This is a genomic window from Pseudomonas sp. Irchel s3f10 (genome assembly GCF_900187515.1).
In the GTDB taxonomy this organism is placed as follows: Bacteria; Pseudomonadota; Gammaproteobacteria; order Pseudomonadales; family Pseudomonadaceae; genus Aquipseudomonas; species Aquipseudomonas tensinigenes.
Genome location: NZ_FYDZ01000003.1, coordinates 342,439 through 363,979, shown reverse-complemented (window position 1 = coordinate 363,979; position 21,541 = coordinate 342,439). Strand labels below are relative to the sequence as shown.

18 protein-coding genes are annotated in these 21,541 nt (G+C 58.9%); 8 read left to right on the top strand and 10 right to left on the bottom strand.

Annotation, left to right across the window (positions count from 1 at the left end):
- Positions 1-95: 95 nt before the first annotated feature.
- Positions 96-1,493 (top strand): NorM family multidrug efflux MATE transporter, encoded by a 1,398-nt coding sequence (locus CKW17_RS10805; RefSeq protein ID WP_095119906.1) that lies wholly within the window; start codon positions 96-98, stop codon positions 1,491-1,493.
- Between the two features lie 107 nt (positions 1,494-1,600).
- Here the strand turns inward: CKW17_RS10805 and CKW17_RS10800 are convergent, their stop codons facing one another.
- On the bottom strand, positions 1,601-3,274 hold the full coding sequence (locus tag CKW17_RS10800) for a bifunctional diguanylate cyclase/phosphodiesterase (protein WP_095119826.1): 1,674 nt from the start codon (positions 3,272-3,274) through the stop codon (positions 1,601-1,603).
- Positions 3,275-3,536: 262 nt separating this feature from the next.
- On the opposite strand from CKW17_RS10800, the gene rep reads away from it, so the two are divergent.
- Complete coding sequence (rep, locus tag CKW17_RS10795) at positions 3,537-5,546, top strand: DNA helicase Rep (protein ID WP_053124992.1); 2,010 nt, start codon at positions 3,537-3,539, stop codon at positions 5,544-5,546.
- Positions 5,547-5,605: 59 nt separating this feature from the next.
- Positions 5,606-6,178 carry a xanthine phosphoribosyltransferase gene (locus CKW17_RS10790; RefSeq protein ID WP_034152041.1) on the top strand — a complete coding sequence of 191 codons (573 nt, stop codon included), beginning with the start codon at positions 5,606-5,608 and terminating at the stop codon, positions 6,176-6,178.
- 145 nt (positions 6,179-6,323) lie between these two features.
- Here the strand turns inward: CKW17_RS10790 and CKW17_RS10785 are convergent, their stop codons facing one another.
- Complete coding sequence (locus CKW17_RS10785; RefSeq protein WP_095119825.1) at positions 6,324-7,472, bottom strand: hypothetical protein; 1,149 nt, start codon at positions 7,470-7,472, stop codon at positions 6,324-6,326.
- 659 nt (positions 7,473-8,131) lie between these two features.
- Between CKW17_RS10785 and CKW17_RS10780 the strand changes: the two genes are divergently transcribed.
- The gene (locus tag CKW17_RS10780) at positions 8,132-8,866 is read left to right on the top strand and encodes a hypothetical protein (protein ID WP_256586221.1); all 735 of its coding nucleotides are present in this window, start codon (positions 8,132-8,134) and stop codon (positions 8,864-8,866) included.
- 111 nt (positions 8,867-8,977) lie between these two features.
- Here the strand turns inward: CKW17_RS10780 and CKW17_RS10775 are convergent, their stop codons facing one another.
- From CKW17_RS10775 to dadA, 6 genes are all read right to left on the bottom strand, one after another.
- Positions 8,978-10,900, bottom strand: a complete 1,923-nt coding sequence (locus CKW17_RS10775) for an acetyl-CoA hydrolase/transferase C-terminal domain-containing protein (RefSeq protein ID WP_095119824.1) — start codon at positions 10,898-10,900, stop codon at positions 8,978-8,980.
- Positions 10,901-11,261: 361 nt separating this feature from the next.
- A complete protein-coding gene (locus tag CKW17_RS10770; protein WP_064389547.1) occupies positions 11,262-11,675 on the bottom strand; it encodes a cytochrome c5 family protein in 414 nt (137 codons plus the stop codon).
- 181 nt (positions 11,676-11,856) lie between these two features.
- Positions 11,857-12,405, bottom strand: a complete 549-nt coding sequence (locus tag CKW17_RS10765; RefSeq protein ID WP_007920393.1) for a cupin domain-containing protein — start codon at positions 12,403-12,405, stop codon at positions 11,857-11,859.
- Between the two features lie 88 nt (positions 12,406-12,493).
- On the bottom strand, positions 12,494-13,567 hold the full coding sequence (alr, locus tag CKW17_RS10760) for an alanine racemase (protein ID WP_095119823.1): 1,074 nt from the start codon (positions 13,565-13,567) through the stop codon (positions 12,494-12,496).
- Between the two features lie 94 nt (positions 13,568-13,661).
- Complete coding sequence (locus tag CKW17_RS10755) at positions 13,662-14,015, bottom strand: RidA family protein (RefSeq protein ID WP_038359209.1); 354 nt, start codon at positions 14,013-14,015, stop codon at positions 13,662-13,664.
- The gene (dadA, locus tag CKW17_RS10750; protein WP_095119822.1) at positions 13,987-15,291 is read right to left on the bottom strand and encodes a D-amino acid dehydrogenase; all 1,305 of its coding nucleotides are present in this window, start codon (positions 15,289-15,291) and stop codon (positions 13,987-13,989) included. Before dadA ends, CKW17_RS10755 begins: the two co-directional genes overlap by 29 nt.
- Positions 15,292-15,447: 156 nt before the next feature.
- Between dadA and CKW17_RS10745 the strand changes: the two genes are divergently transcribed.
- Entirely contained in the window at positions 15,448-15,936 is a 489-nt protein-coding gene (locus CKW17_RS10745; protein ID WP_003177284.1) for an Lrp/AsnC ligand binding domain-containing protein, read from the top strand.
- A gap of 110 nt (positions 15,937-16,046) precedes the next feature.
- Here CKW17_RS10745 and CKW17_RS10740 read toward each other — a convergent pair whose 3' ends face one another.
- Positions 16,047-16,400: a YkgJ family cysteine cluster protein gene (locus tag CKW17_RS10740; protein WP_095119821.1), complete on the bottom strand. Its 354-nt coding sequence runs from the start codon at positions 16,398-16,400 to the stop codon at positions 16,047-16,049.
- A 147-nt stretch (positions 16,401-16,547) separates the two neighbouring features.
- Here CKW17_RS10740 and CKW17_RS10735 point away from each other — a divergent pair, with 147 nt between their 5' ends.
- Positions 16,548-17,858 carry an FAD-binding oxidoreductase gene (locus CKW17_RS10735; protein ID WP_095119820.1) on the top strand — a complete coding sequence of 437 codons (1,311 nt, stop codon included), beginning with the start codon at positions 16,548-16,550 and terminating at the stop codon, positions 17,856-17,858.
- A 143-nt stretch (positions 17,859-18,001) separates the two neighbouring features.
- On the opposite strand, the gene CKW17_RS10730 is transcribed toward CKW17_RS10735, so the two are convergent.
- On the bottom strand, positions 18,002-18,247 hold the full coding sequence (locus CKW17_RS10730) for a DUF1127 domain-containing protein (RefSeq protein ID WP_095119819.1): 246 nt from the start codon (positions 18,245-18,247) through the stop codon (positions 18,002-18,004).
- Positions 18,248-18,426: 179 nt separating this feature from the next.
- Here CKW17_RS10730 and CKW17_RS10725 point away from each other — a divergent pair, with 179 nt between their 5' ends.
- Both CKW17_RS10725 and CKW17_RS10720 read left to right on the top strand, forming a co-directional pair.
- Positions 18,427-19,848, top strand: coding sequence for a PLP-dependent aminotransferase family protein (locus tag CKW17_RS10725; protein ID WP_095119818.1), 1,422 nt, complete (start codon positions 18,427-18,429; stop codon positions 19,846-19,848).
- A gap of 60 nt (positions 19,849-19,908) precedes the next feature.
- On the top strand, positions 19,909-21,477 hold the full coding sequence (locus CKW17_RS10720) for a phospholipase D family protein (protein ID WP_095119817.1): 1,569 nt from the start codon (positions 19,909-19,911) through the stop codon (positions 21,475-21,477).
- Positions 21,478-21,541 lie beyond the last annotated feature (64 nt).

The window sequence follows — 21,541 nt, the reverse complement described above, 5'->3', positions numbered from 1 at the left end:
ATGCCACCCATCCTTTTTATCCCTTTGTGCAAAGCCTGCCAAGCGCCGAGAATCCTCGATCTCCTGTTCCCTCTGAAAATCGAGTGGTGATGACCATGCAGCATCCTGTGCGTACCGAACTCTGGGCCATCCTGCGGCTGTCCGGGCCGTTGATTGCTTCACAGTTGGCGCACATGTTGATGGTGCTGACCGACACTCTGATGATGGCGCGCATCAGCCCCGAAGCGCTGGCCGGCGGCGGTCTGGGCGCGGCGAGCTATTCGTTCGTGTCGATCTTCTGCATCGGCGTGATCGCAGCCGTCGGCACGCTGGTGGCGATCCGCCAGGGCGCAGGCGACATTCTGGGCGCTGCACGCCTGACCCAAGCAGGGTTGTGGCTGGCATGGCTAATGGCGCTGGGCGCCGGTTTATTGCTGTGGAATCTGAAACCGGTGTTGCTGCTGTTCGGCCAGACCGAAACCAACGTCAACGCTGCCGGGCAACTCCTGATCGCCCTGCCCTTCGCCCTGCCCGGCTACCTGAGTTTCATGGCCCTGCGCGGCTTCACCAGCGCAATTGGCCGGGCGACACCGGTGATGGTCATCAGCCTCGGCGGCACAGTGGCTAACTTTCTGCTCAATTACGCGCTGATTACCGGTATGTTCGGCCTGCCGAAACTGGGGTTGATGGGGATCGGGCTGGTCACAGCGATTGTCGCCAACTGCATGGCGCTGGTGCTGGCTTGGCATATTCGCCGGCATCCAGCCTACGACGCTTATCCGTTGCGCGCGGGCCTGTCGCGGCCCAATCGACAATACCTGAAGGAACTGTGGCGCCTCGGCCTGCCGATTGGCGGCACCTACGCGGTGGAAGTCGGGCTGTTTGCCTTTGCAGCGCTGTGTATGGGCACCATGGGCAGCACGCAAATGGGCGCGCACCAGATTGCCCTGCAGATCGTTTCGGTAGCGTTCATGGTGCCAGCCGGTATGTCGTATGCGATCACCATGCGTATCGGCCAGCATTACGGCGCCGGTCAGTTGCTGGATGCACGCATGTCGGGCCGGGTCGGCATCGCGTTCGGCGCGGTGGTGATGCTGGCTTTTGCCATGGTGTTCTGGCTGTTACCGAATCAGTTGGTCGGCTTGTTCCTCGACCATAACGATCCGGCGTTTGCCGAGGTGATCCGCCTCGCGGTGAGCCTGCTGGCCGTGGCGGCGTGGTTCGAGCTTTTCGACGGCACGCAGACGATTACCATGGGCTGCATTCGTGGCCTCAAGGATGCGAAAACCACGTTCCTGGTCGGGCTCGCCTGCTATTGGCTGATCGGTGCGCCGGCGGCGTGGTGGATGGCGTTCCACCTCAACTGGGGGCCGACGGGCGTCTGGTGGGGGTTGGCGCTGGGGTTGGCGTGTGCGGCGGTGAGTTTGACGCTGGCGTTCGAATGGAAGATGAAGCGGATGATTCGGCTGGAGCCTGCGTCATCAAGTCAGTTCACTGTCCCGCAGACCGACTGAGATCCCTTGTAGGAGTGAGCCTGCTCGCGATAGCGGTGTGTCAGACAACTCATCATTTCTGACACACCGCTATCGCGAGCAGGCTCACTCCTACATTGGTTATGTGCTCAGTTCACGATTTCGAGGGCTGGCTGCTGACTCGATCCAAACGTCAGATATTCCACCAACTCCGCCAACGGCAACGGCCGGCTGATCAGATAGCCCTGCACCTGATCGCAACCAAATCCGCGCAGCAGCTCCAGTTGTTCCGGCGTCTCGACCCCCTCTGCCACCACTTCCAGATGCAGGTTGTGCGCGAGATTGATCATCGCGTGCACCAGTTTGCGGTTCTCCTCACGCTGCTCCATGCCGCCGACAAAGCTTTTGTCGATCTTCAGCAAGGTGATCGGCAGGCTGTTGAGGTGCACGAACGACGAAAACCCGGTGCCGAAGTCATCCAGCGAGAAACGCACACCGAGGCGGCCGAGGGCGTCCATGGTCTGCTTGACCAGATCGCTGCGGCGCATCACCGCGGTTTCGGTCAGTTCGAACTCCAGCCATTGCGCCTCGACGCCACGCTCGGCGATCAAGCGGCTCAACGTCGGCAACAACTGACTGTCCTGAAACTGGCGGAACGACAGGTTGATCGCCATGTGCAGCGCCGGCAATCCGCGTTCACGCAGCGCCTGCATATCGCGCAGGGCCCGGGAAATCACCCAGTAACCCAACGGCACAATCAAGCCGCTCTGCTCGGCCAGTGGCACGAACTCGCTCGGCGGCAGCAGGCCGCGCTCGCTGTGACGCCAACGTACCAAGGCTTCGAGGCCGACAATCTGGCCATCCTGCATGTTCAGACGGGGCTGGTAATGCAGCTCCAGCTCATCGCGGCGCAAAGCCCGGCGCAGCTCGCTTTCGAGGTCAGCCATGCTCCGCGCATTGCGGTTGATGCGTTCGTTGAAGATGTGAAAGGTGCAGCCCTGCGTACTCTTCGCCTGCTGCATGGCGATGTGCGCATGCCACATCAGCGGGTCGGCGCCGCCCTGCGCGCGAGCGTGGGCGATGCCGAGGCTGGAGCCGATCAGCAGGCTTTCGCCGTCGACCCAGTAAGGTTCGGCGAGCGCTTCGGTGATGCGTTCAGCCATCCATTCCGCGCGTTGTGGCGCACGGCGGGTGTCGATCAGCAAGGCAAATTCGTCGCTGCCCAATCGCGCCAGTTGATCACCGGCCTCCAGCTGACTTTTCAGCCGCGCGACCACTTGCAGGATCAAGCGATCGCCCGCCTGATGGCCCAGCGCATCGTTGGCATGACGAAAGTTGTCGAGATCGAGATGCCCGAGGGCCAAGCCACGCCCGTCGTTTTCCGCAAGGCGCGCGGCGAGCAAGGTCTGGAAACCCTGACGGTTGGCGATACCGGTCAGCGGATCCTGTTCGGCCAGGCGTTGCAGGGTGTTTTCGAGAACGCCGCGTTCGCGCACATGGCGCAGGCAACGGCGTAGCATGCCGGCGTCGAGGGCGTCGAACACCAGCCAGTCGCTGACGCCAACCGGCGCGGTGTCCGGTTCATGTTCCAGCAGCAAGACCGTCGGCAGGCTGCAACGGCCGGGTGCCGGTTGCAATGCCGGAAGGGTCAACAACACCGCATTGCGGTTGTCTTCGAACAAACTGCTGACCGACTCCCAGCTCGGCGCGCTGATCAGCACCGCCGCGCTCCCCAACGGAGCCAGACACTCGCGCAATAACGCTGTCCACGCTGGCTCTTCGGCCAGTAGCAGCAAACGCAAGGGTTCGACAGGCGTAGACAAGCTAGCTCCCTAGACTCTGCAAAGATGTGGGCGGGGCATTATGCCGTTGCGATGTTCAATGACCAAATGACAACGGTTATCAAAACGTTATTTTGTGTCACGAATGAGTACATTAGCCGCAAAATCACCGCGCATCCTCCGCGAAAGTAACAAAACCGGCAAATTTGAATCGCGTGGTACGTCACAAGTCGGACAGAGCAGCACAATTCGCTGAGCCTGTTAAAATGCCGGCCCATTTCGTCAACGACTCCCGAATTTTCGTATGTCCCGACTCAATCCCCGGCAGCAAGAAGCCGTGAACTACGTCGGCGGCCCTCTATTGGTGCTCGCCGGTGCTGGCTCCGGCAAGACCAGCGTGATCACGCGCAAAATCGCGCACCTGATCCAGAACTGTGGCATCCGCGCCCAGTACATCGTCGCCATGACCTTTACCAACAAGGCCGCGCGCGAGATGAAAGAGCGGGTCGGCACCCTGCTGCGCGCCGGCGAAGGGCGTGGCCTGACGGTCTGTACGTTCCACAACCTCGGTCTGAACATCATCCGCAAGGAACACGTGCGGTTGGGCTACAAGCCCGGTTTCTCGATCTTCGACGAGACCGACGTCAAGTCCCTGATGACCGACATCATGCAGAAGGAATACGCGGGCGAAGACGGCGTCGACGAGATCAAGAACATGATCGGCGCTTGGAAAAACGACCTGATCCTGCCGCCTCAGGCGCTGGAGAACGCGCGTAATCCCAAGGAACAGACTGCCGCCATCGTCTACACCCACTATCAGCGCACCCTGAAAGCGTTCAACGCGGTGGACTTCGACGACCTGATCCTGCTGCCGGTAAAACTCTTCGAAGAACACGCCGACATTCTCGAAAAGTGGCAGAACAAGGTGCGTTACCTGCTGGTCGACGAATATCAGGACACCAACGCCAGCCAATACCTGCTGGTAAAGATGCTGATTGGCAAGCGCAATCAATTTACCGTGGTGGGCGACGACGACCAGTCGATCTACGCCTGGCGCGGCGCGCGGCCGGAAAACCTGATGCTGCTCAAGGACGACTATCCATCGCTGAAAGTGGTGATGCTCGAGCAGAACTACCGCTCGACGAGTCGCATCCTGCGCTGCGCCAACGTGCTGATTTCGAACAACCCGCACGAATTCGAAAAGCAGCTGTGGAGTGAGATGGGCCACGGCGACGAGATCCGCGTGATCCGTTGCCGTAACGAAGACGCCGAAGCCGAGCGCGTGGCCATGGAAATCCTCAGCCTGCACTTGCGCACCGACCGCCCGTACAGCGATTTCGCCATCCTTTATCGCGGTAACTATCAGGCCAAGCTGATCGAACTGAAGCTGCAGCACCATCAGGTGCCGTACCGCCTGAGCGGCGGCAACAGCTTCTTCGGCCGTCAGGAAGTGAAAGACCTGATGGCCTACTTCCGCCTGATCGTCAACCCGGATGACGACAACGCCTTCCTGCGGGTAATCAACGTGCCGCGCCGGGAAATCGGCTCGACCACCCTGGAAAAACTCGGCAACTACGCCACCGAACGCAAAATCTCGATGTACGCCGCCACCGACGAAATCGGTCTGGGCGAGCATCTGGACAGTCGCTTCACCGATCGCCTGTCGCGCTTCAAGCGTTTCATGGACAAGGTCCGCGAGCAGTGCGCCGGCGAAGACCCGATCTCGGCGCTGCGCAGCATGGTCATGGACATCGACTACGAGAACTGGCTGCGCACCAACAGCTCCAGCGACAAGGCGGCCGATTACCGGATGAGCAACGTCTGGTTCCTGATCGAGGCGTTGAAAAACACCCTCGAGAAGGACGAGGAAGGCGAAATGACCGTCGAGGACGCCATCGGCAAACTGGTCCTGCGCGACATGCTCGAACGTCAGCAGGAAGAGGAAGACGGTGCCGAAGGCGTGCAGATGATGACGCTGCATGCGTCCAAGGGTCTGGAATTCCCTTACGTGTTCATCATGGGCATGGAAGAAGAAATCCTCCCACACCGCTCCAGCATCGAAGCCGACACCATCGAAGAAGAACGCCGCCTGGCCTACGTGGGCATCACCCGCGCGCGCCAGACCCTGGCGTTCACCTTCGCCGCCAAGCGCAAGCAGTACGGCGAGATCATCGACTGCGCGCCGAGCCGCTTCCTCGATGAGCTGCCGCCGGACGATCTGGCCTGGGAAGGCAACGACGACACACCGACCGAAGTCAAAGTCGTGCGCGGCAATAGCGCATTGGCTGATATACGCGCGATGTTAAAGCGCTAGAATTGACCACTTTTTTTACTAGACCTTCGGCGCACAAAGCGCCAAAAGAGGACAGCTTCATGGAAGCATTGCAGCAGAAAATCCGCGAACAAGGCATTGTGCTTTCCGACCAGGTCCTGAAGGTCGACGCCTTCCTGAACCACCAGATCGACCCGGCCCTGATGAAGCTGATCGGCGACGAATTCGCCTCGCTGTTCAAGGACTCAGGCATCACCAAGATCGTCACCATCGAAGCCTCGGGCATCGCTCCGGCGATCATGACCGGTCTGAACCTCGGCGTGCCGGTGATCTTCGCCCGCAAGCAACAGTCCCTGACCCTGACGGAAAACCTGCTGTCGGCGACCGTTTACTCGTTCACCAAAAAGACCGAAAGCACCGTGGCCATCTCGCCGCGTCACCTGACCAGCAGCGACCGCGTGCTGATCATCGACGACTTCCTGGCCAACGGTAAGGCCTCGCAAGCGCTGATCTCGATCATCAAACAGGCCGGCGCGACCGTTGCCGGTCTCGGCATCGTCATCGAGAAGTCGTTCCAGGGCGGCCGCGCCGAACTGGATTCGCAGGGCTACCGCGTTGAATCGCTGGCTCGCGTGAAATCGCTGACGGGTGGCGTGGTCACCTTCATCGAATAAGCCAGCAGCACCGCAGTCCCCCTGTAGGAGTGAGCCTGCTCGCGATAGCGTAGTGTCAGCTGATATTTTCGTCGGCTGATACCCCGTCATCGCGAGCAGGCTCACTCCTACATAATGTGGCCTCACTCCATGAGTGAGCTCAGTCTCAAGCCTTCGACAAATCCATTCTGTACCCCGCCCCCGGCACCCCTTCATGCATCGCAGTTTGAATATCCGCGTACAACGCATTCGCCTCGCCGGTAGTAATCGAGCGCGAACAATCCCGTAGCACCACATGCAAAAGCACGTTCTCCTGACCCTGCAACATTCCGAGTCGCTCAATGGCTTGCGCCGGTAAATCCGAACGCTGCCAACGCCCCTTGATTCGCATCTCCTCAATCCATCCAGAACAATCCCCTGCCGCCTGCAACATCCTCTCGGTCAATACCTCTTCACTCAATCCCGGCGTTACCGCCAACGAGATATCGCGGGCAATCGACGGCAAACGAGATACCGCAGTCCAAGGATCCAGATCATGCATCTGCGCCTGCACGCGCACATTCTGATCACGCAACAAACGAATATCAGGAATGCCTTTACGCAACATCGTCAGGCGATCCAGCCCCATCCCTAAAGCCAGCCCGCCATGGCGCAGAGGATCAATCTGCAAACGCTGCAATAGCGACTTCGCGATACGCCCGCACTCTAGAACCTCAACCGACACGCCATCATTCAACACATTCACTTCAATCCCGCCCTCGGTGTAGTGATGTGGACTATCGCTATAAACCCAGGATTTTTCAGGAACGGCCGACTGCAAAATATCGCCAACAAGACGCAGTAAATGCTCATGGGATGCCAGTTCTGGATCGCCCAATACCCAAATGTCCATTTGGTGCGGCTCGGCGCAATGCCAACGATCTCGGCTATCACGCCTGAAGGTAATGCCTGGCGCTGCCAGCAAAATGGTTTGTCCCGGCTGACGAACCTCGGCGGCCCGCTGAAGCGCCGCAGGTATTTGGCTGGTGGTCTGTGTTCGCAAAAGCGAATGCTCATCGACCCAACGTGTGTGCTCACTGCCGAGGGTAATTTCTGCCGGGTCGTAACCCAGCAAACCGTAGTTTTCTTCGGCGGACACAATCCTTGGCCCAACCTGCAACTGCGCTCGGGGCCAGCCCTTTTCTTCGAGTCCCTGAAGGACTTCATTCAGTAATAGTCGAACAGCGTGATCAGGGTGGCTCTTTTCGGTTAAGTCAGTGAGGAGTAAGGCTTGGTGGACAGATGCATCTGTCAGGTATTTCTTTGATATATGCACTTTGTGCCCCTGTATTTATGGTTGGCATGAGCCCAAAAAAACAAAACCCATAAATAAAACCTAACCAGACAAGACCTCTCACCACAATTTAAAAATCTTGAATTTACAACTTTCAGATTAAGCCTACAGACGCAATCCGCTTAAATAACCGAACCACCCACCTTACAAAACAAGACGGACGAAATGATTCTTAAAAAGCGAAAATAATTATTTAACACGACCACAAACTTATGCATTAATCCGCTCACCCCCATACAACATGGGGGACCATAACAAAATCAGCAAAAGGACAATAAAATGCAAACTGAAAAAACCATAAAAGAAAATCTTAATCGAATCACTTCTGGCCCGGACAATTTCGGGTGGGCACCGTTAGCCTGGGCGCATACTGAAGATTAATTGAAAGCACCGCGCGGCAACCGCCCTTGCCGCGCACTTCAGAATAAGGAGGGTTTTATGTCACCGCCAAATATAGCGTCGGCGCTCTTCAATTATGAAGAATTTTCGATTATCGCCGACTCGAATGAATTCCTTAGAGAATGTGAGCTTTGGGGATTCGCGACGTTCAATATTACTCAGTTAGAGACGTTTCCAAAAAATAGCATCGTTTTTTCTTTCAGCAACGAAGCTGCAAAATTAACATTTGAGATCGCAAAAAAATGGAGCGGAAAAAAATCATCTTTTGCGCGACCCAAGTATTTGAACCATCCTTAGCCGCCGCGCTTTACAGCCTAAGGCTTCTGATGGACAGCGATTTTCAGCAATCGCTCTGCTCGCAGCGAGCTGTATTGAATATGCTTAATTCCCATCAGACCTTTTCGTTATCTGGCAACGAATCCAATGCAACCGTAACTATTCTTCCCCATGCACAGCCTTATGCATTGCTTGGCGAAGATGTGACCGAAAATTTCGTGCAGTCCGTCGCAGAATTTTTTGAAGTTCATTACGCACATATGAACCCATTAGAGCCCTGCCCTTTTATATTTTCAGGCACGCTGAATGTTTCTGGAATACTGACTGTACTCAGAAAGCCTAACCCCGAGTTGCCTACCGGTGTAAAAACATCTCTAAAATGGCTAAGCGATCGAATATCAAACGAAGAGACCTTACTCACAATAGAAGAAAACAACATAACCTCATTGAGAATAAATAACGAAGAACATATAAAACTTCTGGATCTGGCTGCGGGCAAACGCGGACTGAAACTTACGGAATTTGCCATCGGTGTTAACGAATCCATCTCGAATAAAATCGATTACAAAATCAACTCCCAAATGAACGAGGGAATCAGCGGTGTTCATTTAGCTATTGGTGATGGTTCCTCTGGCTACCACATAGACTTTCTTAGCCCATCCGTGAGCGTCCATCCTATTCACTCGTTAGAGTGCTCTTAATATGTAGGAGTAAGCGTGATTACGAATGCTTAGGGTCAGTCGACATCTTGTTTGACTGATACACCGTCATCGCGAGCAGGCTCACTCCTACAGTTGTTTTGGGTCAGGCAGTTATTGGATGGTGGCTTTCAGGCCGGTGAGGAGCAGGCGTTGGAAGAGGTCTTCTTTCAGGCCCTCCGGGTGGGTGAGTTGCATGCGTTCAAGATGCTCGGGGTATAGCGATGCTTCGGGGGCGTCGAGGGCGGCTTTGCCGAGTTCGAGGATTTCGGTGAGTTTGAATTTGCTTTTTAGCCAGTTCAGCGCACGCAATAGATCCCGTTCGATCGCGGTGAAATCACAGCCCAGCGGGTATTCCGGAAAGAGGTTTTTGTGCCGTGCGGCGATCGCCTGCAAACGCTGTGGCGTGTTGTCGGCGAAGCGTGGATCGAGGCGGAAATCTTTTGGCAGTTTGCCGACCTTTTGCGCTTGTTCGATCAGGCCCTGCTGGAAGCGCGAGTCACTGATGTTCAGCAGCGATTCGATCACTACGGCATCGGTTTTACCGCGCAGATCAGCGATGCCGTATTCGGTCACGACGATATCGCGCAGGTGCCGGGGGATCGTGCAGTGGCCGTATTCCCAGACGATGTTGGAACTGACGTCGCCACCGGATTCACGCCAGCTGCGCAGAATCAGAATCGAACGGGCATCGTGCAGCGCGTGGCCCTGCGCGACGAAGTTGTACTGCCCGCCGACACCGCTGAGTACCCGTCCGTCTTCGAGTTGATCCGCCACGCCAGCGCCAAGCAGGGTCATGGTGAATACGGTGTTGATGAACCGCGCATCAAGGCGTTGCAGGCGTTTGAGTTCTTCCTGTCCGTAGAGCTCGTTGATGTAGCTGATGCGGGTCATGTTGAATTCGAGGCGTTTGCTCTGTGGCAACTCACGCAGGCGCTCGTAGAAACTGCGCGGGCCAAGGAAGAAACCGCCGTGCACCGAGATGCCGTCAGTCTGTGCCGCCTCGTCGAGGGTGCCGGCGTTGGCCTGTTCCTGCGTCGGCACATCCGGGTAGACCTTGCGCCGGATGATCCCGGCATCCGCCAGCACCAGCAGGCCGTTGACGAACATTTCGCTGCAGCCGTACAGGCCTTTGGCGAACGGTCCGGTGCCGCCCTCGCGCTCAATCAACCGCGCCCATTGGCTGAGATTGATGTCATGGAGCAAGGCCTGATAACCGGCGTTATCCGCCTGACGTGCGAGCAGTGCGGCGGTCAGCGCATCGCCCATCGAGCCGATGCCTATCTGCAACGTACCCCCGTCGCGCACCAGCGTACTCGCGTGCAAGCCAATGAAATGATCCTGAAAACCGACGGGCATGTTCGGCGTGGAAAACAGCGTGCTGTTGTCCTTGGCGTCGATCAGCAGGTCGAAGGTGTCGATGTCGACTTCTGCATCGCCGGGCATGTACGGCAGATCGGTGTGGACCTGGCCGACCAGCAAAATGGTTTCCCCGGCGTCGCGGCGCTTGGCGATCATCGGCAACAGGTCGAGGGTGATATCGGGGTTGCAACTCAGGCTCAGGCGATCCGGGTGTTCGCTGCTGCTGGCCAATAACTGCGCCACCAGGTTCAGCCCGGCAGCGTTGATGTCGCGAGCGGCGTGGCTGTAATTGCTGCTGACGTAATCCTGCTGGGCCGGCGCGCTGTTGAGCAGGCTGCCGGGCTGCATGAAGAACTGTTCGATGCGGATGTTGGCGGGCAGGCTGTCGCGGTGCAGGTCGGCGAGGAAATCGAATTCCGGGTAATCACCGAATACGCGCTCGACGAAGGGTTCGATAAAGCGCTTCTGCAAGCCATCGCCCAACGCCGGGCGGCCGAGGCACAGTGCGGTATAGATCGTCAGTTGCCGCTCGGGCAGGTCTTTGATCCGCCGGTACAGCGCGTTGACGAAGTGATTGGGTTTGCCCAGGCCCAGCGGCATACCCATGTGGATATGCGCCGGCAAGCGCGCCAGCACGTCGTCCACTGCCTGTTCGATCGAACACAACTGCACCATCTGAAGCCTCCTGCCCGTTCCGTGAATAGGGGTAGACCGAGATTGCCTTGAGTTTGCTGCAAAGAACAGCTTCAGAGTGAGTGTGCGCTGTTCTTGAAATGTTTTTCCGACTCGAAATTGTTGCCCTCACCCTAACCCTCTCCCGGAGGGAGAGGGGACTGATTGGGGGTTGCTGTGAAGATACGCCGACGTGAAAGTGATGTGCTGAATCCATAATCGCCAAGGTCTTTCAGGTCGATGTCGGACGCCAGACACCTCGGTCGGCCCCCTCTCCCTCCGGGAGAGGGCTGGGGTGAGGGGCTCTTGAATCGCAGGCACAAAAAAACCGTCCGAAGACGGTTTTTTTCATCAGATGCACGCCTTACTTCAGGCCGGACATTTTCTCGATTGCGCCTTTCAGGTCAGCATCGGTGCAGTCGGCACAGGTGCCTTTAGGCGGCATAGCGTTGATGCCTGTAATGGCCTTGGCCAGGATGCCGTCGAGGCCGCCCTGGTGATCGGCGCGTTCCTTCCAGGCTGCGGTATCGCCGATTTTCGGCGCGCCTAAAAGGCCGGAGCCATGGCACGCGTTGCAATGTTTGGCAATGATTGAGTCTGGAGTCTTCGCATCACCGCCGCCGGCAGTCGCAGCCACTTCCATCCCTTTGCATTCCTGCCCCTGTACACACACCTGGCCAACCGGCTCGAGGCGTTTGGCAATGTCGTCATTCGTCGCAGCTTGAGCGCTGACAGCCCAGAGGGCCAGTACGGTTGCTGGTGCAGCCAGCATTTTCATAATTAGATTCACGCGTTCACCCTCAATGGTGGCTATTCACGCCTGCGGCCACGGTTCGCAGGCGGGCGGAAGTATAGCGGGTAGCCCGTCACACTGAAACAACCCCATAGTCGAAGGGGTTATACCGCACGGTAGAAAAACTGTCCGGGTGCCTTTGCCATAATGGCCTGGCGCCTCTTTGTTAAAAATTCGCCGGCGTGGCTGCGCTGATTAGTCGCGCAGGCGCGTCGAACGGATTACGGAAACGATGCGGCTTGGTACTTTCAAAGTAGTAGCTGTCGCCGGCTTCGAGAATAAAAGTTTCCAGACCCACCACCAGTTCCAGACGACCTTCCACCAGAATCCCGGTTTCTTCGCCTTCATGGGTGAGCATTTCTTCGCCGGTGTCAGCGCCCGGCGGGTAGATTTCATTGAGGAATGCGATGGCGCGGCTGGGGTGCGCGCGGCCGACCAGTTTCATGGTCACGGCTCCGTCGGAAATGTCGATCAGCTCGTTGGCCTTGTAGACGATCTGGGTCGGGACTTCCTGCAGGATTTCTTCGGAAAAGAACTCGACCATGGACATGGGGATGCCCCCCAGCACCTTTCTCAGCGAACTGATCGAAGGGCTGACGCTGTTCTTTTCGATCATCGAAATGGTGCTGTTGGTGACGCCCGCGCGTTTGGCGAGTTCACGCTGGGAAAGCCCTTTGAGCTTGCGGATCGATTGCAGTCGTTCACCGACGTCCAAGGCGGGAGCCTCCTGATGTTGTAAGAATATTGAGCGTTATCATGGCGACAGCGTTCAGTATTTACAACACTTGGCCCCCGCAGTGGCGTCAACCCTCGGAATAGAGCCTTGGCACTCGACGCAGGTTGCAGAAGATCTGGTACGGAATGGTGTCCGCCCACTGCGCCACTTCGCTGGCGAGGATGTTTTTGCCCCACAGTTCGACGCTCGAACCGAGGTCTGCTTCCGGCACATCGGTCAGATCGATGCAGAGCATGTCCATCGACACTCGACCGAGGATGCGACTGCGCTTGCCAGCCACCAAAACCGGCGTACCGGTCGGCGCCTGACGCGGGTAGCCGTCGGCGTAACCCATGGCGACCACGCCGATGCGCATAGGCTTGTCGGTGATGAATTTGGCGCCGTAGCCGATCGGCTCGCCAGCGGGCAGCTCACGGACGCAGATGACTTTCGATTCCAGGGTCATCACCGGTTGCAGGCGATCAGCCACGGCGTTGGCTTCTTCGAACGGCGTGGCGCCGTATAGCATGATGCCCGGACGCACCCAGTCGCTGTGAATCTGCGGCCAACCGAGCACCGCCGGCGAGTTACGCAGGCTGACTTCCGCCGCCAGGCCCTGACGCGCCGCTTCAAACACCGCGACCTGCTCGGTGCTGCTCTGCGCGTGCAACTCATCGGCGCGGGCGAAGTGGCTCATCAACACGATCTTCGCCACTTTGCCGCTGGCCAGCAGACGCTGGTAAGCCGCCGGATAATCCTTTGGATGCAAACCGACGCGGTGCATGCCCGAATCGAGCTTCAGCCACACGGTAATCGGTTTGCTCAGTGTTGCCTGCTCGATCGCTTCGAGCTGCCACAGCGAGTGCACCACCGTCCAGAAATCATGCTCGACGATCAACGCCAGCTCATCGGCCTCGAAGATCCCTTCCAGCAACAACACCGGCGCACGAATACCGGCAGCGCGCAGCTCCAAAGCCTCCTCGATGCAGGCCACGGCAAAACCGTCGGCCTCGGCTTCCAGCGCCTGCGCGCAACGCACCGCGCCATGGCCATAGGCGTCCGCCTTGATCACGGCAAGCGCCTTGGCACCGGTGACTTCGCGGGCAATTCGGTAGTTGTGGCGCAGGGCTTCTAGGTCGATCAGGGCACGGGCAGGACGCATGGCGGCAGACTTCTAGGCGGTCATGGGAAGAAAAACCGGCGCCGACTGACGACGTGAACCGCCAACAGCGCCGGGAGAGGGATCTTTACAACGGTTACGGCAGCGCGGCGACGATAGAGATTTCTACCAGAATGCTCGGCTTGGCCATTTTCGCTTCGACGGTGGCACGGGCCGGGGCAGCGCCTTTTGGCAGCCACTGGTCCCACACCGAGTTCATCCCGGCGAAGTGCGCTTCGATGTCGTTCAGGTAGATCGTCGCCGACAACAGATGCTGTTTGTCAGTCCCGGCCAGATCAAGCAAACGCTCGATATTGGCCAGTACGTCACGGGTCTGCTGTTCAATCCCGGCGTCGAAGTCGTCGCCGACCTGCCCCGCCAGATACACGGTGCCGTTGTGGCTGACGATCTGACTCATGCGCTCATTGGTGAGCTGGCGCTGGATTGCCATGTTTTGCGGACTCCTGAGTTTTGTTGCCGTAACGGGAAATATCGAGGCCTTCGGCGCTGATCTGTGGCTTTTTCTTCGCCATCAGGTCGGCCAGCAAACGACCGGAACCGCACGCCATGGTCCAACCGAGCGTGCCATGACCGGTGTTGAGAAACAGGTTCTTGAACGGCGTGGCGCCAACGATCGGCGTGCCGTCCGGTGTGGTCGGACGCAGACCGGTCCAAAAACTTGCCTCAGCCAGATTGCCGCCCTGAGGATAAAGGTCGTTGACGATCATCTCCAGGGTTTCGCGGCGGCGCGGGTTGAGCGACAGGTCAAAACCGGCAATCTCGGCCATGCCGCCGACGCGGATGCGGTTGTCGAACCGGGTGATCGCGACCTTGTAGGTCTCATCGAGAATGGTCGAGGTCGGGGCCATCGCCGGGTTGGTGATCGGCACAGTCAGCGAGTAACCCTTGAGCGGATACACCGGGGCCTTGATGCCCAGCGGTTTGAGCAGTTGCGGCGAGTAGCTGCCGAGGGCCAGCACGTAGCGGTCGGCGGTTTCCAGCTTGCCGTCGATCCACACACCGTTGATGCGATCACCGGCGTAGTCGAGTTTCTGAATGTCCTGGCCGAAGCGGAATTCGACACCGAGTTTCACCGCCATTTCGGCGAGACGCGTGGTGAACATCTGGCAGTCGCCAGTCTGGTCGTTCGGCAGGCGCAGGGCACCGGCGAGAATGTCAGTGACACCTGCCAGCGCTGGCTCAACGCGAGCAATGCCGGCGCGGTCGAGGACTTCAAACGGTACGCCGGACTCTTTCAGCACGGCGATGTCTTTGGCGGCGTTATCCAGTTGCGCCTGGGTGCGGAACAGCTGAGTCGTGCCGAGGCTGCGGCCTTCGTAGGCAATGCCGGTTTCGGCGCGCAGTTCATCGAGGCAGTCGCGGCTGTACTCGGACAGACGCACCATGCGCTCCTTGTTCACCGCGTAACGGCTGGCAGTGCAGTTGCGCAGCATCTGCGCCATCCACAGGTACTGGTCGATGTCGGCGGTGGCCTTGATCGCGAGAGGGGCGTGGCGTTGCAGCAGCCACTTGATCGCCTTCAGCGGCACGCCCGGCGCGGCCCACGGCGAGGCGTAGCCCGGCGACACCTGGCCGGCGTTGGCGAAACTGGTCTCCATGGCCGCAGCTGGCTGCCGGTCGACCACCACCACTTCGAACCCGGCACGGGCCAGATAGTAAGCACTGGCGGTACCGATGACGCCGCTACCCAAGACCATTACGCGCATTTTTGTATCCCTCATCGCGGCAGGGCCGCGTACGTCTGTTGTTAGAGCAATGATGCGCGCAGTGTAAAAAAGAAATGCCAGTGCTTTTCACTATATAAGCGCCTATATTTGGCGACAATTCTCGGCAAAAACCCTTTTCACGGAGGCGCATCCCCTATGCGTACCAACACTCAGACCAAACGTGAGCTGGACAAGATCGACCGCAACATCTTGCGGATCCTGCAGGCGGACGGACGGATTTCCTTTACCGAACTCGGGGAAAAGGTCGGCCTCTCCACCACGCCGTGCACCGAGCGGGTGCGGCGCCTGGAGCGCGAAGGGATCATCATGGGCTACAACGCCCGGCTGAATCCGCAGCACTTGAAGGGTAGCTTGCTGGTGTTCGTCGAGATCAGCCTCGACTACAAGTCCGGCGACACTTTCGAGGAGTTCCGCCGCGCGGTACTGAAGTTGCCGCACGTGCTGGAGTGTCATCTGGTATCAGGGGATTTCGACTACCTGGTGAAGGCGCGGATTTCCGAGATGGCCTCGTACCGCAAGCTGCTGGGCGACATTCTGCTGAAGCTGCCGCATGTCCGCGAGTCGAAGAGTTATATCGTGATGGAAGAGGTGAAGGAGAGCCTGAGCTTACCTATTCCGGATTGAAGATCGGTGGCGCTCCATTCGCGAGCAGGCTCGCTCCCACAGGGGAATGCATTCCAAATGTGGGAGCGAGCCTGCTCGCGAAAGCGTCGACTCGGTCCCGAGTGAACGCGTTAAACCAACACCTGCCGATGCGCCGCCATGTACTCGAAAATCTGCTTTTCAACGCGCGGATGAATCAGCTCCACCGGCCGCCGCTCATTCGGGCAAGGCAAGGTTTTCGTCGTACCGAACAACCGGCAAATCAGCGGTCGCTCTTCATATACCGTGCAGCCATTCGGCCCCAGGTGCACACAGTTCAACTCCTCCATCGCCGCATCCTGCTCGGCGCGGGTCTTGCGCGGCAGGCGCGCCATTTCTTCCGGCGAAGTGGTCACCGGCCCGCAGCAGTCATGGCAGCCGGGCACGCACTCGAACGAGGGGATCTGCTGACGCAAAGTGCGGATTTTCTGGCTGTTGCAGCTCATTGCAGCGGTAACCGAGGTGAAATAGACGGCAATTGTGCCGCAAAAGCCGCGATCCAGACACCGCAGGCCGACCAGTGTTGCCCACGTTCGGGCGTGCGGCTTATGCTCCGTCAAATTTTCTCGACACTTAGCCGTTGGATGACGCCCATGACTGCCCGCGCCTTCACCTCCGCGAGCCAACCCCACGTTGCCTCTTACTACGCCGCCAGCAGCCTGCCGCAGCCGGATCATCCTGCGCTGCAAGGTGAAATGGTGGCTGATGTCTGCGTGGTCGGCGGCGGGTTTTCCGGGTTGAACACGGCGCTGGAACTGGCTGAACGCGGCCTCAGCGTGGTGTTGCTCGAGGCGCACAAGATCGGCTGGGGCGCCAGCGGCCGCAACGGCGGGCAGCTTATTCGCGGGGTCGGTCACGGCCTCGATCAGTTCACCAACGTCATTGGTGCCGACGGCGTGCGCGAGATGAAACTGATGGGCCTGGAAGCGGTGGAAATCGTTCGCCAGCGGGTCGAGCACTTTCAGATTGCCTGCGACTTGACCTGGGGCTACTGCGATCTCGCCAACAAGCCGTCCGACCTCGAAGGTTTTGCCGAAGACGCCGAAGAACTGCGCGGCCTCGGTTATCGCTACGAAACCCGCTTGCTGCAAGCCAACGAGATGCACACGGTGGTCGGTTCCAAGCGCTACGTTGGCGGCTTGATCGACATGGGTTCCGGGCATCTGCATCCGCTTAACCTGGCCTTGGGCGAAGCAGCAGCGGCGCAGCAACTAGGCGTGAAGCTGTTCGAGCACTCGGCAGTGACCCGTATCGATTACGGCTCTGAAGTGAAAATCCATACCGCTCAGGGTTCGGTGCGCGCCAAAACATTGGTGCTCGGTTGCAACGCCTATCTCAATGATCTGAATCCACAACTCAGCGGCAAAGTCCTGCCGGCCGGCAGCTACATCATCGCCACCGAACCGTTGAGCGAAGAGCAGGCACACAACCTGTTGCCGCAGAACATGGCGGTCTGCGACCAACGTGTGGCGTTGGATTACTACCGGCTCTCGGCGGATCGTCGTTTGCTGTTCGGCGGGGCCTGCCATTACTCGGGACGCGACCCGAAAGACATCGCCGCGTACATGCAGCCGAAGATGCTCGAAGTGTTTCCGCAACTGGCCGGGGTGAAGATCGATTATCAGTGGGGCGGCATGATCGGTATCGGCGCGAACCGCTTGCCGCAGATTGGGCGGCTCGCGGATCAGCCGAATGTGTATTACGCCCAGGCGTACTCCGGGCACGGGGTGAATGCCACGCACCTGGCGGGCAAGTTATTGGCCGAAGCGATCAGCGGGCAGCACAGCGGGGGCTTTGATCTGTTTGCCAAGGTGCCGCATATCACCTTCCCGGGCGGCAAGCATTTGCGTTCGCCGTTGTTGGCACTCGGCATGTTGTGGCATCGGATGAAAGAGCTGGTCTGATGGTTTTGCGGCGCTCATGAGGCCGCTTTCGCGAGCAGGCTCGCTCCCACAGGGGATCTGCGGTGGATGGGAATCTTGTATCCACTGAAGATCAATGTGGGAGCGAGCCTGCTCGCGAAGGGGCCGCAAGAACAATACAGATCTCAGATCCGCCAGAACGGCTTTAACCCCTCCTCCAGCGCCTGCTCACGGGTCAGCCCGATATCCTTGAGCTGATCCGCCGTCAGCGCCAGCAACGCCTTGCGCGTGTGCAGACGATGCCAGAACAGATTCCAGCGACTCAGGCCGGACGGTGCGTTACGCATGATCTCATTGCGTGCACGATCCTTCTGCCCTGCCGCCAGTTCCTGACTGTGTAACGTCAGCCGCACATCGCTCAAGCCGTTCATTTTCAATGCTCCTGTTTACTTGGGTAGCCAGAGATTCCATGATGCGCGGGCGAGCAAAACCATTACAGATTCAAAGCAACTGTATTAACCCCATACAGATTTGCCGCTTTACTGACTGAATTGTCGATTTTTGCCGTATCTGTACTGGTTTATCGAATCATCTGCACCGAGGCAGCGCCATGACCCTTTATGTAAACCTTGCCGAATTGCTCGGCACGCGCATCGAAAACGGCTTCTATCGACCCGGCGATCGGTTGCCGTCGGTGCGCGCCTTGAGCGTCGAACACGGGGTCAGCCTGAGCACGGTGCAACAGGCCTATCGCATGCTCGAAGACAGCGGTCTGGCCACGCCGAAACCCAAATCAGGCTACTTTGTGCCAGTCGGTCGCGAACTGCCGGAACTGCCCGTCGTCGGCCGCCCGGCGCAACGGCCGGTGGAGATTTCGCAATGGGATCAGGTGCTGGAATTGATTCGCGCGGTGCCGCGCAAGGACATCGTGCAACTGGGTCGCGGCATGCCCGACATCAGCTCGCCGACCATGAAACCGTTGCTGCGCGGCTTGGCACGAATCAGCCGCCGTCAGGACATGCCCGGTCTGTATTACGACAACATTCACGGCACCCTCGAACTGCGCGAACAGATCGCTCGACTGATGCTCGATTCCGGCTGCCAGTTGAGCGCCAGCGATCTGGTGATCACCACCGGTTGCCACGAAGCGCTGTCCACCAGCATCCACGCGATCTGCGAACCGGGCGACATCGTCGCGGTCGATTCGCCGAGTTTCCACGGCGCCATGCAGACGCTCAAAGGCCTGGGCATGAAGGCCCTGGAAATCCCCACCGACCCGCTCACCGGGATCAGCCTTGAAGCGTTGGAACTGGCGCTCGAACAATGGCCGATCAAAGTCATCCAGCTCACCCCGAACTGTAACAACCCGCTCGGCTACATCATGCCGGAGTCACGCAAACGCGCCCTGCTTACCCTCGCCCAGCGCTTCGACGTGGCGATCATCGAGGACGATGTGTACGGCGAGCTGGCCTACACCTACCCGCGTCCGCGCACGATCAAATCCTTCGACGAAGACGGCCGCGTGCTGCTGTGCAGTTCGTTTTCCAAGACCTTGGCGCCGGGGCTGCGGATTGGTTGGGTCGCACCGGGCCGCTACCTCGAGCGCGTGCTGCACATGAAATACATCAGCACCGGATCGACCGCACCGCAGCCACAGATCGCCATCGCCGAATTCCTCAAGGCCGGCCACTTCGAACCGCACTTGCGGCGCATGCGCACGCAATATCAGCGCAGCCGCGACATGATGATCGATTGGGTGACCCGCTATTTCCCGGCAGGTACCCGCGCCAGCAGGCCGCAAGGCAGCTTTTTGCTCTGGGTCGAATTGCCGGAAGGCTTCGACACCTTGAAACTCAATCGTGAGTTACACGACCAAGGCGTACAGATTGCCGTCGGCAGCATCTTTTCCGCCTCGGGCAAGTACCGCAATTGCCTGCGGATGAACTACGCTGCCAAACCGACAGCGCAGATCGAAGAGGCGGTGCGCAAGGTCGGGGCGACGGCCATCAAACTGCTCGCTGAAGCCGACTGACCTTTTTCCAGAGACCAGCGTCCATATGCCGACCCCAGCCGCCAACCGGAACGATCCTACGTGAGCTTCAGACAGCCCCTACTCGCTTTGCTGTTACTCGCCTCGTTCCTGAGCGGCTGTGCCAGTTTCGATGTGCCGCGCGAGCCCAGCCAGGCGTTGCCAGCGGCCGATTCCAGCTTCGGCCGTTCGATCCAGGCGCAAGCGGCGCCCTATCAAGGCCGCTCGGGGTTTCGCCTACTGTCGAACAGCAGCGAGGCGTTCACCGCCCGCGCCGAACTGATCCGCAACGCCCAGTCCAGCCTCGATCTGCAGTACTACATCGTCCACGACGGCATCAGCACGCGGATGCTGGTGGAGGAATTGCTCAAGGCCGCTGATCGCGGCGTGCGCGTGCGCATCCTCCTCGATGACACCACCAGCGATGGCCTCGACCAGATCATCGCGACACTCGCGGCGCATCCGCAGATTCAGATTCGCCTGTTCAACCCGCTGCACCTTGGTCGCAGTACCGGCGTCACGCGGGCAGCGGGCCGCTTGTTCAATCTGTCGCTGCAACACCGGCGCATGCACAACAAGCTGTGGCTGGCGGACAACAGCGTGGCCATCGTTGGCGGGCGCAATCTGGGGGACGAGTATTTCGACGCCGAGCCAAACCTGAATTTCACCGACATCGACATGCTCAGCGTCGGCCCGGTGGCCGAGCAACTGGGCCACAGTTTCGACCAGTACTGGAACAGCGCGCTGAGCAAACCGATCGACGAGTTCCTCACCAGCCAACCAACCGCCAAGGATCTGCAGAACACCCGCACGCGCCTGGAAGAATCGCTGGAAGACACGCGCAAACAGAATCATGCGCTGTATCAACAGTTGATGACGTTCAAGACTGCGCCGCGCATGGACATCTGGCGCAAAGAGCTGATCTGGGCATGGAATCAGGCGCTGTGGGACGCGCCGAGCAAGGTCTTGGCCAAGGGCGAGCCGGATCCGCAATTGCTGCTGACCACGCAACTGGCACCCGAGCTCAGAGGCGTGAGCAAAGAGCTGATCATGATTTCGGCGTACTTCGTGCCGGGCCAGCCGGGGCTGGTTTACCTGACCGGTCGTGCCGATGCGGGCGTCTCGGTGAGCCTGCTGACCAACGCGCTGGAGGCCACCGATGTGCCGGCGGTGCATGGCGGCTATGCGCCGTATCGCAAAGCGTTGCTGGAGCATGGCGTGAAGTTGTATGAACTGCGCCGTCAGCCTGGGGATAACTATGGCAGCGGCCCGCATGTGTTTTACAGCAAGTCGTTTCGTGGCTCGGACTCAAGCCTGCACAGCAAGGCGATGATCTTCGATCGGCAGAAGTCGTTTATCGGCTCGTTCAACTTTGATCCGCGTTCGGTTTTGTGGAACACCGAAGTCGGGGTGTTGGTGGACAGCCCGGAACTGGCCGGGCATGTGCGCGAACTGGCGCTGCAAGGCATGGCGCCAGCGCTGAGTTACGAGGCGAAGTTACAGGATGGCCGGATTGTCTGGGTCACTGAGGACAACGGCCAGATGCACACCCTGACCAAGGAGCCGGGGAGTTGGTGGCGGCGGTTCAACGCGTGGTTCAGCACTACTGTCGGCCTTGAACGAATGCTTTGAAAAGCAAAGGATCGCAGCCTTCGGCAGCTCCTACAGAACGAATGCATTTCAACTGTAGGAGCTG

What these genes read in the sequence shown, in the direction of transcription:
- CKW17_RS10805 (WP_095119906.1), top strand. Translation starts at nt 96, where the DNA reads ATGCAGCATCCTGTGCGTACCGAACTCTGGGCCATCCTGCGGCTGTCC.
- rep (WP_053124992.1), top strand. Translation starts at nt 3,537, where the DNA reads ATGTCCCGACTCAATCCCCGGCAGCAAGAAGCCGTGAACTACGTCGGC.
- CKW17_RS10790 (WP_034152041.1), top strand. Translation starts at nt 5,606, where the DNA reads ATGGAAGCATTGCAGCAGAAAATCCGCGAACAAGGCATTGTGCTTTCC.
- CKW17_RS10780 (WP_256586221.1), top strand. Translation starts at nt 8,132, where the DNA reads ATGGAGCGGAAAAAAATCATCTTTTGCGCGACCCAAGTATTTGAACCA.
- CKW17_RS10775 (WP_095119824.1), bottom strand. Translation starts at nt 10,900, where the DNA reads ATGGTGCAGTTGTGTTCGATCGAACAGGCAGTGGACGACGTGCTGGCG.
- CKW17_RS10770 (WP_064389547.1), bottom strand. Translation starts at nt 11,675, where the DNA reads ATGAAAATGCTGGCTGCACCAGCAACCGTACTGGCCCTCTGGGCTGTC.
- alr (WP_095119823.1), bottom strand. Translation starts at nt 13,567, where the DNA reads ATGCGTCCTGCCCGTGCCCTGATCGACCTAGAAGCCCTGCGCCACAAC.
- CKW17_RS10755 (WP_038359209.1), bottom strand. Translation starts at nt 14,015, where the DNA reads ATGGCAATCCAGCGCCAGCTCACCAATGAGCGCATGAGTCAGATCGTC.
- dadA (WP_095119822.1), bottom strand. Translation starts at nt 15,291, where the DNA reads ATGCGCGTAATGGTCTTGGGTAGCGGCGTCATCGGTACCGCCAGTGCT.
- CKW17_RS10745 (WP_003177284.1), top strand. Translation starts at nt 15,448, where the DNA reads ATGCGTACCAACACTCAGACCAAACGTGAGCTGGACAAGATCGACCGC.
- CKW17_RS10740 (WP_095119821.1), bottom strand. Translation starts at nt 16,400, where the DNA reads ATGAGCTGCAACAGCCAGAAAATCCGCACTTTGCGTCAGCAGATCCCC.
- CKW17_RS10735 (WP_095119820.1), top strand. Translation starts at nt 16,548, where the DNA reads ATGACTGCCCGCGCCTTCACCTCCGCGAGCCAACCCCACGTTGCCTCT.
- CKW17_RS10730 (WP_095119819.1), bottom strand. Translation starts at nt 18,247, where the DNA reads ATGAACGGCTTGAGCGATGTGCGGCTGACGTTACACAGTCAGGAACTG.
- CKW17_RS10725 (WP_095119818.1), top strand. Translation starts at nt 18,427, where the DNA reads ATGACCCTTTATGTAAACCTTGCCGAATTGCTCGGCACGCGCATCGAA.